The 12,606-nt window shown below is 66.2% G+C and carries 13 protein-coding genes and 1 pseudogene; 8 read left to right on the forward strand and 6 right to left on the reverse strand.

From position 1 onward, the window contains the following. Window positions 1-109 precede the first annotated feature (109 nt). Together QTI68_RS05820 and QTI68_RS05825 are read right to left on the reverse strand one after the other, a co-directional pair. Entirely contained in the window at window positions 110-1,309 is a 1,200-nt protein-coding gene (locus tag QTI68_RS05820) for an OmpA family protein (RefSeq protein ID WP_286520292.1), read from the reverse strand. Next, window positions 1,300-2,727: a serine/threonine protein kinase gene (locus QTI68_RS05825; RefSeq protein ID WP_286520293.1), complete on the reverse strand. Its 1,428-nt coding sequence runs from the start codon at window positions 2,725-2,727 to the stop codon at window positions 1,300-1,302. The genes QTI68_RS05820 and QTI68_RS05825 overlap by 10 nt, the downstream gene beginning before the upstream one ends. A 285-nt stretch (window positions 2,728-3,012) precedes the next feature. On the opposite strand from QTI68_RS05825, the gene QTI68_RS05830 reads away from it, so the two are divergent. Further along, window positions 3,013-3,375 (forward strand): hypothetical protein, encoded by a 363-nt coding sequence (locus QTI68_RS05830; protein ID WP_286520294.1) that lies wholly within the window; start codon window positions 3,013-3,015, stop codon window positions 3,373-3,375. Between the two features lie 181 nt (window positions 3,376-3,556). Further along, complete coding sequence (locus tag QTI68_RS05835; protein ID WP_286520295.1) at window positions 3,557-3,757, forward strand: hypothetical protein; 201 nt, start codon at window positions 3,557-3,559, stop codon at window positions 3,755-3,757. A gap of 17 nt (window positions 3,758-3,774) precedes the next feature. Here the strand turns inward: QTI68_RS05835 and ku are convergent. After that, window positions 3,775-4,678 (reverse strand): annotated as a pseudogene (gene ku, locus QTI68_RS05840) (non-homologous end joining protein Ku). 224 nt (window positions 4,679-4,902) lie between these two features. Between ku and QTI68_RS05845 the strand changes: the two are divergent. Then, window positions 4,903-5,397, forward strand: coding sequence for a hemerythrin domain-containing protein (locus QTI68_RS05845; protein ID WP_286520296.1), 495 nt, complete (start codon window positions 4,903-4,905; stop codon window positions 5,395-5,397). Window positions 5,398-5,669: 272 nt separating this feature from the next. After that, on the forward strand, window positions 5,670-6,341 hold the full coding sequence (locus QTI68_RS05850; protein ID WP_286520297.1) for an MgtC/SapB family protein: 672 nt from the start codon (window positions 5,670-5,672) through the stop codon (window positions 6,339-6,341). Between the two features lie 50 nt (window positions 6,342-6,391). Here QTI68_RS05850 and QTI68_RS05855 read toward each other — a convergent pair whose 3' ends face one another. From QTI68_RS05855 to QTI68_RS05865, 3 genes are all read right to left on the reverse strand, one after another. After that, window positions 6,392-7,171 (reverse strand): enoyl-CoA hydratase, encoded by a 780-nt coding sequence (locus QTI68_RS05855; protein ID WP_286520298.1) that lies wholly within the window; start codon window positions 7,169-7,171, stop codon window positions 6,392-6,394. Between the two features lie 98 nt (window positions 7,172-7,269). Beyond that, window positions 7,270-7,449 (reverse strand): hypothetical protein, encoded by a 180-nt coding sequence (locus QTI68_RS05860; RefSeq protein ID WP_286520299.1) that lies wholly within the window; start codon window positions 7,447-7,449, stop codon window positions 7,270-7,272. A gap of 15 nt (window positions 7,450-7,464) precedes the next feature. After that, window positions 7,465-7,722 carry a hypothetical protein gene (locus tag QTI68_RS05865; protein WP_286520300.1) on the reverse strand — a complete coding sequence of 86 codons (258 nt, stop codon included), beginning with the start codon at window positions 7,720-7,722 and terminating at the stop codon, window positions 7,465-7,467. Between the two features lie 240 nt (window positions 7,723-7,962). Here QTI68_RS05865 and QTI68_RS05870 point away from each other — a divergent pair, with 240 nt between their 5' ends. The 4 genes from QTI68_RS05870 to QTI68_RS05885 are packed head-to-tail and all read left to right on the forward strand — an operon-like array spanning window position 7,963 to window position 12,580. Further along, on the forward strand, window positions 7,963-10,011 hold the full coding sequence (locus tag QTI68_RS05870) for an FUSC family protein (protein ID WP_286520301.1): 2,049 nt from the start codon (window positions 7,963-7,965) through the stop codon (window positions 10,009-10,011). Further along, window positions 10,005-10,235 (forward strand): DUF1656 domain-containing protein, encoded by a 231-nt coding sequence (locus QTI68_RS05875; protein ID WP_286520302.1) that lies wholly within the window; start codon window positions 10,005-10,007, stop codon window positions 10,233-10,235. The genes QTI68_RS05870 and QTI68_RS05875 overlap by 7 nt, the downstream gene beginning before the upstream one ends. A 7-nt stretch (window positions 10,236-10,242) precedes the next feature. Continuing rightward, window positions 10,243-11,145, forward strand: coding sequence for an efflux RND transporter periplasmic adaptor subunit (locus QTI68_RS05880; RefSeq protein ID WP_286520303.1), 903 nt, complete (start codon window positions 10,243-10,245; stop codon window positions 11,143-11,145). Between the two features lie 19 nt (window positions 11,146-11,164). Continuing rightward, window positions 11,165-12,580, forward strand: coding sequence for an efflux transporter outer membrane subunit (locus QTI68_RS05885; protein WP_286520304.1), 1,416 nt, complete (start codon window positions 11,165-11,167; stop codon window positions 12,578-12,580). The last annotated feature ends 26 nt before the right edge of the window (window positions 12,581-12,606 follow it).

Here is a 12,606-nt window from a genome sequence, read left to right on the forward strand (position 1 = left end):
AACGCTCCGTCGAAGCGCTTCGAAGAGCACGGTAGGCAGGCGGCGGGCGCTACCAAGTCATCGCAAGCGTGGAGTGGTTGTCAGTCAAGGCCTCGGCGACCCGCGCGCGCTAGGCGCCACACTCGACGATGGAGAACTCAACCCGCCGGTCCAGGGCGTCCACCACATCGTCGGTGCCGCTGCCGACCAGGTTATGGCGCGAGCCCTGGCCCTCGGCCCGGGTCCGGTCGGCCAGCTCCGCGGACTCGGCGACCAGCCGCTGCCGGATGTACTGCGCGCGGCGCAGCGACAGCGAATCGTTCACCTCTTCGGGTCCGGTCTTGCTCGAATGGCCGACGATGGCCATGCAGACCTGCGTGCCGCCGCCCTGCCTGGCGATCTGTCGCAGCCACATGCGGTACGCGCTCGTGACCTTGGGGTCCGACCAGAAGGCGGTCGTGCCGGGGTTGAACAGAAACTTCACACCGAGCTGGGTGTGCGCGATCCCATAGGCCACCACGCGCCCGAATGCATCCTCCGCATCCGCCGACTGCCCCAGCTTGAGGGTCGTGAGGTAGATGCCGTTGAGCACCCGGATCTGGTCTCCGCCCGGCGTCGCCGAGGCGCGGCGGTATTGGGCGAGCGCCTCGCGGTAGCGCCCCGCGTTGTAGAGCTGGTTGGCGTCGTGGATCACGGTGCCGGTCGCCATGTGCGCGAGATAGACCGCATCGGCCTTCTCGCCGCGGGTCGCGCGGCTGGTCCGCACCAAGCCCTCGACAACGTCGTCCTTCAATAGCACGGGACTGTCGCGGTAGTACGCCAGCGGAGTCATGTCGACATCGTTCGTCCGCGCCAGCGTTGAGGCCTGGGCGGCCACGGTGCCATCCTTCAGGTCCACCAGGGCAAGGCTGATGCGCAGGCCGGCGTCCTCGCGGGCCAGCGTGCCGGCAAGAAGGTACTGCGCACGCGGAAGGTTCGCTGCCTTGAATGCGAGCGTCTCGATCTGCTTGAAGTTCGCGGCCGCATGGGCAGCAATGCCGCGATCCAGGCGCTGCGTACCGGCGGTCTGCTGGCCGCTTCCGGCGTCCAGTGTCGGATCGAGCACGATGACCTGCTTGTCCGGCTGCGCCGGTCCGAACGGTAGCAAGGCCTGGCTGGGTCTGGCCTGCTTCAGCAGGGCATCGGTCACCGTGGCGACCGCCTGGTCGAACGGTTGCGGCGGGTCGCTGAGTTGTGGCGTGGCGCAGCCGGTCAGGCCGATCGATAGGAAGGCGCCGAAGAGCAGACGGAGGAAATGTTGATGGAGATTTGCACGGCGGTCTATTTGCATCGGGACTTCAGAAATGCAGCTTCTTCGGGATTGAGTGGTTCCAGAGAAGACTTCAAAACGAGATCGCTGCATCTAGGTGGTCGACCCGACGGGCTGTAGGACGCCGCAGTGGCCTGGTCCTCGGAAACTGTGCGGTTTTTCTCGGCAACCCCGATCGTCTCCGCCGCCCCCCGCGTGGACAAGGCCGGCGCGGTCTTGCGCGCTGCGGCACGTGCCGGCGGTTGCGGACTTGTCGTCACGGCCGGCGCATCAACGACCGGGACGGGTGCCGGCGTGGAAGGCAGGATCGGATTCTTCGGTCCCCGCTCGATGGCGACAGGGACTTCAGAAGGCACTGGACCGGCAACGTTCGGCGCCCGCCCGCCCAGCCACAAGGCCGCTCCGGCGGCGGCGCACACCAGGAGCAGGATCAGCGCGTGCCGAGCGGAAGGGCGGCGTGAGGCGCCCTGCTTCGGCTCGGCATCGAGGAGCGCCTGGAACTCCGACACATCCTGCGGCCTCGATTCCGGGCGAACCGCCAGTGCCGCATCGATGGCGTGCAGAAAGGCCGCGCTGTAGCGCCCTGCATGGGTCAGCGCGAGCGGCTGCTCCGGATCCTTGACCACCCGCACCACCGAGGCGATCGGCGGCCGGCCGGTGATGGCGTAGTGAAGCACACCCGCCAGCGCGTAGAGATCGGTCCAGGCGCCTTGCAGCATGGTTCCGCCGTACTGCTCGACCGGCGCGAAGCCGGGTTTGAGCATCGTGGTCAGCACCTGTGTCCGGTCGTTGATCACATGGCGTGCGGCGCCGAAGTCGAGCAGCAGCGGACCGGCGGCGGTGAGGAGGATGTTGTCGGGCGAGATGTCCCGGTGGTAGCACTGCTCTCGATGCATCGCGCTCAGCGCATCGAGCAGCGGAAGCAGCCATTCGCGCAACAGCGATTCGGGTGGTCGCGTTCCGAGCTGCGCCAGCGCCGTCTTCAGGGTCGGGCCTTCGTAGTACGGCATCGCCATGTAGGCCGTGCCGTTGGCCGCCCAGTATCGGAGCACCTTCACGAGCGCCGGGTGATCGAAGCGGGCGAGCAGCCGTGCTTCGTTGACGAAGCTCTTCAAGCCGGCAGCGAAGGTCGCGCGGTGCTGCTCGGATCGCATCGACACCTCGAGCGACACGGCGCCGCGCACCGCCAGCGAGGCCGGCATGTATTCCTTGATCGCCACATGGCGCTCGAGCGCGAGATCCCAGGCCAGGTAGACGATGCCGAAGCCGCCTTCGCCGATCTGACGCAGGATCCGGAACCCCTCGATCTCGGTGCCATCGGGCAACGCATGGATCGCGCCAGGGCCGCCGGCACGCGCATCGTCCTGCGCGCCCTCGGCCGCTGACGCGGATCTGATGAAAGGAACGGTCTTCTCTGCCGCCATCGATTGGGTTTTCATTGAGGAGTCTCGACCGTGGCGCGAAGACCGCGCACCATATCCACGAGTCTGGCACGGCATGACTCCGTCGATGCGTGCATATCGCACGAATGGCACCAAGTTCGAGGCCGCCCATGCGGGCGCGGCGGCGGCGAATGGCGTCACGTAGGACGTGTCCCACCCACGCTGCAGCTTTCAACCGAAAACTTCCACCTGCCTGCGACTGCATATTGCAATCCGGCGGCCTCGTTGCAGCGGCGAGGACAAGGCAGTTCTACAACCCACCAGCAGACTCTCAGGCGACTCATGTCTTCTCAATTTTTCACCCGTTGGGGCTGCGGCTTTCGCTCGTGGATGGATCGCCTGCTTTCTCCGCGCGCACCCGCCTCGACGCCGGCGCAGGATCCCCGCACCGGTCTGGAGGACGAGCCGCCCCAGGCCGGTACCGGCACCATGCGCTCGCTCGAAGAGCTCAGGACCGACCTCGCGCGCCTGCGCGCTTCCTCGAAAGAGCGGCACGCGGCCGCCCCGATCAGGCGGCAGCAATCCTTCGACGACGAGGTCTTCGCCAACTTCGTCGCGCCAGTGGCGCCCTCGCCGGACCCTACAGGCCAGGAGGACTACACCAGGACCGTGTACGTGCCCCGCAAGCCTAGCCCGCCGAAATGATCGCTGCGCGCCACTGACGCCGCTTCTCGGCCCATCCGCCTGCAGGCACGCGTCGTCCGGACCGACGCGCACTGGCGACGGCTGCGCACCCCGTTCGTGTGGGCTTTGCGCGCCAATGCCAGCATGCCGTCAGAAGCCGCGCTTCCCGCGAAGGCAGGCCGCCAGCTGGAGATACACAGACATGCTCACCATCGACCAAAAGGAAGCCATCCTGCGCAGGGCAGGCAGAACCGTTCCGGATTTCCCGCCGGTTCGTCCGACGCCCGTGGCGTCCCGCAGGCGGGACGGACCCTCGGCGCGTCGCCAGGCCATCGAGGAATGGTCCGACGCCGTGGCGGCGCTCTACGTCGAGCACATTACGGCCCGGGGCTGCAAGAACTAGCGGGAACCGAGCGGAGGTCACGCGGCCTTGCGCGTCGCTTTCGCGGGGGCCTTGGCCGCCGTCTTGGCGCGGGTCCGAGCCTTGGTCTTCTTCACCGGCTCCGACTTCGGAGCGCTCTTGCCGCCCTTCAGGCTGCGCTGCAGCAGCGCCGTGAGGTCGATCACGTTCGCGTTGTCCTGAGGGGCCTCTTCTTCGGGCTGGATCACCGTCTCCGTGTCACCCGCCTTGACCTTCTTCTCGACGATCTTCATCACCGCGTGCTTGAACTCGTCCTTGAAGTCATCCGCGTCCCACCGGCCAGTCATCTCGCCGACCAGTTGCTCCGCCATCTTCATCTCGGCCGGCGTCAGCTTCGCGCCCTTGATGCCCTCGGCGGGCAGGTCGAGCCCCGCCAGCGATTTCACCTCGTCGCCCCAGCGCAGGAGGTTCAGCACCAGCGCAGCGCCCGAGGGCACAAGCACGGCGAGGTGCTGCCTGGTGGCGATCACCACCTTGGCCAGCCCCACCTTGCCGGTCTTCACAAGCGTCTCGCGCAACAGCGCATACACCTTCTGGCCCTTGTTGATCGGGGCAACGTAGTACGGCCGCTCGAGATACACGAACGGAATCTCGTTCGCCTCGATGAAACGCTGAATCTCGATGGTCTGCGTCGTGCGCGGGTAAGCGGCCGCTATCTCTTCGGGCGAGAATGAGCACGTACTTGCCGTCCTCGTACTCGACCCCTTTGACGATGTTCTCGTTGGCGATCTCCTTGCCTGTCTTCTTGTTGATGCGCCTGTAGCCCACCGGGTCCATGCTGCGTTTGTCGAGCCAGTCGAAGTCCACGCCCTGCTCGGTCGTGGCCGTGTGGAGTCCGACCGGGATGTGCACCAAGCCGAAGCTGATGGCGCCCTTCCAGAGTGTTCTGCTGCCAGTGGCCATGGTGTTCGTTCGTCCTTCGCATGGAATCGCTGAAGGCCAGTCTGGTCCCCAGGTGGACGAGGCCGCGTAGGCGCTTGGCGGCTGTTCCTGTCAACCTTGGAACCCGAAAGGGCACATCGAGCGACCGCTCGGCAGCTCCGTCAAGAACCTGCGGCCAAATCCTACGTGTGCCATCCGGTCCGAGCCGCACGGTACCTTTCCCCGCAACCCAACCGGAGCCATAGATGCCCACCACCAAACGCGCCGAACCCGATGCATGCTCGCTGCTGGATGCCGACCATCGCAAGGTGAAGAAGCTGTTCAAGGCCTATGACGAACTCACCAAGTCCAAGGCCGCAAGTGCGCCCCGGAAGAAACGCGAACTCGCCAACGAAATTTGCATGGAGCTGACAGTCCATGCCAGGATCGAAGAAGAGATCTTCTACCCTGCCCTTCGCGAAGCCATCAAGGAGACCGACCTGCTGGACGAGGCCGAGGTGGAGCATGCCAGTGCCAAGGATCTGATCGCCCAGATCGAGGAAGCTGAGGATGTCGATGACATGTTCGACGCCAAGGTCATCGTGCTCGGCGAATACATCGACCACCACGTCAAGGAAGAACGCAATGAAATGTTTGTCAAGGCGCGTGCAGCACGCGGCCTGGACCTGGTGGCCCTGCGCGAGCAGCTCGAGACCCGCAAGGAAGAGCTGATGGCGGAGGTCACGGGCTCGACGGCCTGAGGGAAGCCTGGGGGAATTCGGACGATCGCGTGCGGCCGGCGCCCCTGCTATTGAAGATGTCGAAATAGCGTTTTGCACTTCATCGCCTTGCCGGTCGGGAGTGGATTTCCTAGAGTCGGCTGGTCTGTTCGCGAAGCAATCTCGCTAGTCGACGGGCCCGCGAATGAAGACACGACCCTGGTCCACTGCCTTCATGGCGACAAGGAGGCGACGTGTTCCAACTTGGCTTGATCAATAGCTGGCATGGTGCGGGCGTGTGGATGGTCTTCAACATGGCCGCCGCCCTGCTGCTCGGGTGGTTTGTCGGCTACGAACGCTATTTCAGCGGGCGCGCCGCGGGCAGCCAGGTCTATTGCCTGGTCTGCGCCACTTCCTGCGCGGTCACCTTGCTGGCCGGCTACCCGACGATGTGGTACTGGGGGAGCGAGACCCTTCCGATCGCGGCCGATCCGACCAAGGTCATCGGCGCCGTCCTCACGGGCATCGGGTTTCTGGGCGCGGGTCTGATCGTCAAGAGCGGTCACAACGTGCGCGGACTGACGACCGCGGCATCCATCTGGGGGTCTTCTGCGATCGGTATCCTGGTGGGGGTGGGGTTCTACGTGCCGGCCATCGGACTGACGGCGCTGTTCGTGGTCTGCACGGCCGTCGTGCCGCGGATCGAGCAGCGTCTGCCCGCCCATGCGGCGATGACAGGGACATTTCGATTCAGCAAGGGACACAAACCGAGTCCCGAGGAGGTCCATCGCTTCCTGGTCAAGCGCGGACTTCAAATCCCGCCCGAGAGCGTCGCCATCAGTTTCGACGGCACTCAATTCGAAATCCAGTGCCTGATCTTCGCGAGTTCGAGCGCACGAACCAGCGCCCTGAGCACGATAGGAGACGAGCTGTCCCAACTCGCGCATGTCGAGGGATTCACCTTGACGCACTCGAGCCGGGCATGAACGCTTCCTCATCGGCGTCGCGACACCGATGAGGGAGCGAAGCGGCGTCGCTATCGTGCAATCCGCGAAAAATCAGGCGCCCGCTTCTGCGCAAATGCGGCGAACGCTTCACGCGCCTCGGGGCTTTTGAGCCGCTCGGTGAACTGTGCGGTTTCCTTTTCCATCTGCGCCGCCGCGGTGGCTTCTGCATGGCGCATGAGGCTTTTCGTCGCCTTCAAGGATCCGGCAGCCTGCCTGGACAGCGCCTGCGCAATTTGCCGAGCCTCCTCATGAAGTTCCGCCGTCGGCACCACCTGGTTGGCAATGCCCCAGGCCAGGGCTTGAGCAGCTGAAATGGGCTTGCCCAACGCAAACATCTGGAATGCGCGAACGTGCCCGATGCGAGCAGGAAGAAGCAAGCTCGACCCAGCCTCCGGCACCAGGGCAAGGTTGACGAACGGCGTAGACAGAAGGGCATCCTCAGCGAGCAGCACGAGATCGCAGTGGAGCAGCATGGTCGTCCCCACGCCCACGGCGCGTCCGTTCACCGCGGCCACCACCGGCAAGGAGCACCCTGCGAGAGCGCGAAGGAATCGGACGACGTGGCGCTCCTGCAGTACCGTCTCGCCGCTTGCCTCTGCGGCGAATTCACCCAGATCATTTCCAGCAGTGAACATGGCGCCTTCGCCTCGAATCAGAACAACTCGAACGGCAGAATTCCCTTCAGCGCCAGCGACGGCATCTGCCATGGCTCCGTACATCGCATTGGTGATTGCATTCATCTTCTCGGGCCGAGCCAGAGTGATGGTCAGAACGCCCTGGGCGGTGTCGACGGTTACGTGATCAGTCATGTTCTTCCTCTGGGTCTTTGGTTGAAGCAAGAGAAGCGCGTCTCGCAAGTCCGCGCGCATCCTCGGTCGTGTCGGCATGGGGATCACCCGAGGACGAGTCAACCCACATCACGTACCGATTTCCAGTTGTCCCAGACCGGATCGTCTTGGGCTTCCCGATGCATGCAGCCGACCTCGGCGGACGAGGAAGGCGTTGCGGCATCGGACGAAGATGCGGCCTCTTCTTCCCAGGCGTAGGCGTGGGGACGATGCTCCGCGTATCGATATTCATGCTTCATGGCGTATTTGCTCGATCAGGAGTGAAGAGAAATCGTGGCCGTGCGAACACTCGGGGTCGCGAACTCGCGGCCGACCATCGCTCTGGCGAAGAGATAGTTGCGGCGGCCGCGCTCCGAGAGTTCTTCGATGCTCACCCGGCCTTCGGCGTCACACGCGAAAGCGAAGCCGCGCCCCTGGTTGAAGAGGGAGTGGAACCACAACTCGAAGCGGCTGGCATGAGCGGCATGTGCGGTGCGGGTGTTCAGACGGAGGGTGGAGGTTGCTTCGGTCACTGCCATCTCCCGGTTGAAGGTAGATGCGCCCAATGTAGTCACCGTTGCATCGCGAACAAAGACGTTCGCTGTGAATGCGCTATTGATCAAATCGGAACAATGCGCGGGCGCATCGACCCGAATTTATTGCAGCCAGCGCAATAACGTTCTGTGCCGCGCAGGGCTTCCGAATCACGAGCCGCAACCCTACGCTATGAGCAGCCGGTGCCATCGTCCCGGCATTCACGATCCATCCTCGCCATGAGCGCTTTCAACACCCGCGGCGTGATCTACGCGACCAACTGCACCCTGGCGGCGCTGTTGGCCCTGTATGTCGCCTTCAGTGCCGGTCTGCCGAACCCCGGGTGGGCATCGTTGACCGTGTTCATCGTGAGCCAACCCTTGGGCGCTGCCTCCGGCTCCGTCGTCTCCCGCGCGCTGTACCGCTCAGCGGGCACGGTTTTCGGGATCATCGCCTCGATGCTGATCCTGCCCACGCTGGTCCAGACGCCCGGGCTGATGATCGCTGCCGTCGGGGCCTGGGTGGGGCTGTGCATCTACGTCTCGCTGCTGGACCGCAGCCCCCGCAGCTATGCCTTCCTGCTGGCCGGCTACACCGTCGCCCTGGTGGGGCTGCCGCTGATCAGCGACGTCTCGCAACTCTTCGACGTCGGCGTCGCGCGCATCGAGGAGGTCGTCATCGGAGCGGGCAGCGCAGCGCTGGTGCACAGCCTGCTGTTTCCCCGTTCGCTCAAGTCCCAGATGGACGCCAGGCTGGGCGCGATCCTGAAGGATGCACGCGCCTGGATGACCGCGGCACTGTCGCCCGAAGGGTCGACGCCCGCGGAACAGGCCGCCCGCCGGCGGGTTGCCGCCGACCTCACGGAGTTGCACCAGCTCGCCGACGGCCAGCGCTTCGATGCGGATGCGGGCGCGGCGGACAGCCGCATCATCTCGGCGCTCGAAACGCGCCTGGTCGCCTTGCTGCCCTTGATGTCCGCCGTCGAGGATCGGCTCGGCGCCATCGGCAACGCCATGCCGCCCGCTTTGGCGCAGCACGTGGCGGAAGTCCGGCAATGGATCGACCAGGCCACGGATGGCGACCAGGACCGTGTTGCCCGGCTGGTCTCCGCAGGACAGCAGGCGCTGCCCGCGCCCGGCACCCTGCCCGCGTGGACCGAGATGCTGGCGGCAAGCGCGGTCCAGCGCCTGGCCGAACTCGCAGAGGCCTGGAACGACTGTCTTCATCTCATGCCCTTCATTCGCGACCCGGTCCTCGAGCAGGACCCGCTGACGCGGCAGCTCGCTGACGCACAGGGCCGGCGGCATCTGCATGTGGACCATGGTCTGGCCGCCTACGCCGGCCTGGCGGCCGGTGTGGCGGTGGCCCTTGCGGGGACTGCAGCGATCACCGTCGGCTGGGCACAGGGCGCGACGATGATCGGCCTCGCGGCCGCCGGCTCTTCCGTCTTCGCCTTTGTCGACGATCCCCGTCCGATGCAGAAGTCGATGGTGGCCTGGTCGCTGATCGCCGCGCCCGTCGCCGCACTCTATGTCTTTGCGATCCTTCCGGCGGTCGACGGCTTCGGCGCGTTCGCGCTGGCCCTGTCGCCGCTCTACTTCGGCACCGCGTTGTTCCTGGCCACACCGCAGCACTGGTTGCGGGCCCTGGGTTTCGCGCTCATCTCGCAGACGCTGCTCGCTCTCCAACCCTCGCTCCGTGCCGACTTCGACAGCTTCATGAACATCGCCATCGGCGCAGTGGCCGGAAGCCTTATCGCGCTCCTGGTGACTTCGCTCATGCGCGTCGTGAGCGCCGAGACCAGCGCGACCCGCATCCTGCGCGCAGGATGGCGCGATCTCGCGGCGCTGGCCGCAGGGCACACGCCGCCGGGTGCGGACGCCTTGGCCAGCCGGATGCTCGATCGCGTCGGCCTGCTGATCCCGCGCCTCGCGCGCCTGGGCGGAGCCTCGGGGCTGGGTCGAGCGGATGCGCTCAACGACCTGCGCCTCGGCGTCAATACGGCGACGCTGCGCGAGCTCGCGGGCGGATCCGAAGGCGCCCCCTTCGCACCGGCCGTCGACGCGCTGATGAGGCAGCTCTCGGCGCATTTCGCCAGCCAGGCGCGCAAAGGTCCGGCACAGCCGTCAAGCGCTCTGCTTGCTGCGCTGGACAACACCATCCGGCAGCTTCTCGCCCTTGGCGGCGGGGCATTGCGCCTCAGGGGCCTGGCCGCGGCGACGGGCCTTCGTCGAGGCTTGTTTCCCGAGGCGCCGCCCCTCGACGACCCGGAGCGTGCGCCGTGCTAGCCGAAATCAGCCTGTTCGGAATCCTCGTCAACGTGGGGCTGGCTTCAGCTGTGGTCGCCGGCGCGTTGCTGCTTGCGTTGCGCAAGGTCCTGGCGCGCATCGGCGCGTACCGACTGGTATGGCACCCGGCGCTGGTCGACCTGGCGCTGTTCACGCTCCTGTGGGGCGGCGTCGCCTTCGCCGCCAGCACGCCAGACCTCCCGCTGCTTGCTTTCCTGGGATGAAATCGACATGAAATCCTCGCTCCAAACCATCGGCCGCATCGTGCTGACGCTGGCCATCGTGGCCGCCGCCATCGTCGTCGGTCATCTTGCATGGGACCACTACCGCGAGGCGCCCTGGACGCGCGACGGCCGTGTGCGCGCGGACGTGATCCAGATCGCACCCGATGTGTCGGGCCTGGTCGAACGGGTCGCCGTCCACGACAACCAGGCGGTGCACCGGGGCGACGTGTTGTTCACCATCGACCGCGCGCGCCACCAGCTCGCGGTCGAGCAGGCCGAGGCCACGGTGCAGGGGTTGCGCGTGCAGATCGATCAGGCCCGGCGCGAGAACCGTCGGAACATCGCGCTCGGCGACCTGGTGCCTGCCGAGTCGCGGGAGCAAGGCAGCAGCAAGGTGGATCAGCTCAGAGCGAGTCTGCAGCAGGCCGCGTCGACGCTGGACACTGCACGCCTCAACCTGGCCCGCACCGAGGTCAAGGCCCCGGTCGATGGCTGGGTGACCAACCTCGACCTGCGCCCGGGCGCCTACGCGACGGCGGGCCGCCCGGTCTTCGCGCTGGTCGACCAGGACTCGCTGCACGTGCAGGGCTACTTCGAGGAGACCAAGCTCGGCCGCATCCGCGTCGGCGCTCCGGTGCGCGTGCGCATGATCGGTGAGACCCAATGGCTCGAGGGCCATGTCGACAGCATCGCGGCCGGCATCGAGGACCGGGAGCGAAGCGGCAGCTCGAACCTGCTCGCCAACGTGAATCCGACCTTCAACTGGGTCCGGCTCGCGCAACGCATCCCGGTGCGGGTGCAGCTGGACCACGTGCCGCCGGATGCGCGCCTGATCATGGGCCGCACGGCGACCGTCGAGGTGGTCGAGGCGCCGCGCGGCAGGGACCTCAGCGTGGCCAAGGGGTACTGAAATGATCCGTCGCTTCTTCATGCTCGTCGCCGCCGCCGTGCTGACGGCCTGTGCCGCCGTGGGGCCGAACTACGAACGTCCGGCCGGCGCGGTCGCCAGCAGCCAGGTCGCGAACGGGCCATTCCTCGGCGCGGGCAATGCCGCCTTCGATCCCGAGCCCGTCCCGGGAGACTGGTGGCGACTCTACGAAAGCGCCACGCTGGACGGGCTGGTGCAGGAAGCCCTGGACGCCAACACCGACCTGCGCGCCGCAGCCGGCAACATCGAACGCGCCCTCGCCGGCCTGGACTACGCCGACGCTGCGAAGAACCCGACCACCACCCTGCTGGCCACGACCACCTATGGGCGTCGTTCGGCAGAAGAAGAACTCAGGCCCGGAAAGCCTTTGTCGAACAACTTCGTCTACGGCCTGGGCGCCGGCGTGTCTTACCAGGTCGACCTGTTCGGCCAGATCGCGCGGACCATCGAGTCGGCGAACGCAGACACGGGTGCCGCACGCGCGGCCTACGACACGACACGGGTGACGGTCGTCGCCGAGACCACCCGTGCCTTCCTCGATGTCTGCTCGTTCGGACGCGAGATCGCGGTGGCAGAGCGTTCGGTGGCCCTGCAGGAGAAAAGCACCGAACTGACGCGGACCTTGTTCCGGACCGGCCGCGGCAGTACGCTGGACGTCACCCGCGCGTCGGCCCAGACGGACCAGGTGCGCGCGACCCTTCCCGTCCTGAACGCACAGAAGCGGGTGGCGCTCTACCGGCTCGCGGTGCTGACCGGTCACGCGCCCGAAGACTTCCCGCGCGCGGTGCAGTCGTGCGAACAGGAACCGCGTCTGGCGCGGCCGATTCCAGTGGGAGACGGCGCGGGCCTGCTGCGTCGCCGCCCCGACATCCGGCGCAGCGAGTACGAACTGCATTCGGCCACTGCCCGAATTGGCGTCGCCACGGCCGATCTCTACCCGAAGATCACGCTGGGCGCATCGATCGGCTCGGTCGGGCTCAACAAGAACTTCCTCGATACCGACACCTTGAAGTTCTCGCTGGGGCCGCTGATCAGCTGGCAGTTTCCCGATCGGTCTCGCATCCAGGCCCGAATCCGCGCGGCGGATGCCGACCAGCAGATCGCCTTCGCCCGCTTCGACGGCACCGTGCTGAACGCATTGAAGGAAGCAGAGAGTGCACTGGAGATCTACGCCCGCGACCTGGAGCGGCGCGCCCTGCTCGAGGCGGCCCGCGAGAAGGCGAGCCGTGCGGCCGAAGACACGCAACAGCTGTTTGCCCTCGGCAGGCAAGGCTTCCTGCCGGTGCTGGATGCGACGCGCACGCTGACCGTCGTCGAGCAGTCCGTCGCAGCCGCGGACAGCAAGCTGGCATCGGACCAGGTCAACGTGTTTCTTGCGCTCGGGGGTGGTTGGGAGAATAGCGGGCGTCCACATTGATCGCGCATGTTCGACAGCACAGCTTC

The organism is Variovorax sp. J31P207 (assembly GCF_030316965.1).
Classification (GTDB): Bacteria; Pseudomonadota; Gammaproteobacteria; order Burkholderiales; family Burkholderiaceae_C; genus Variovorax; species Variovorax ginsengisoli_B.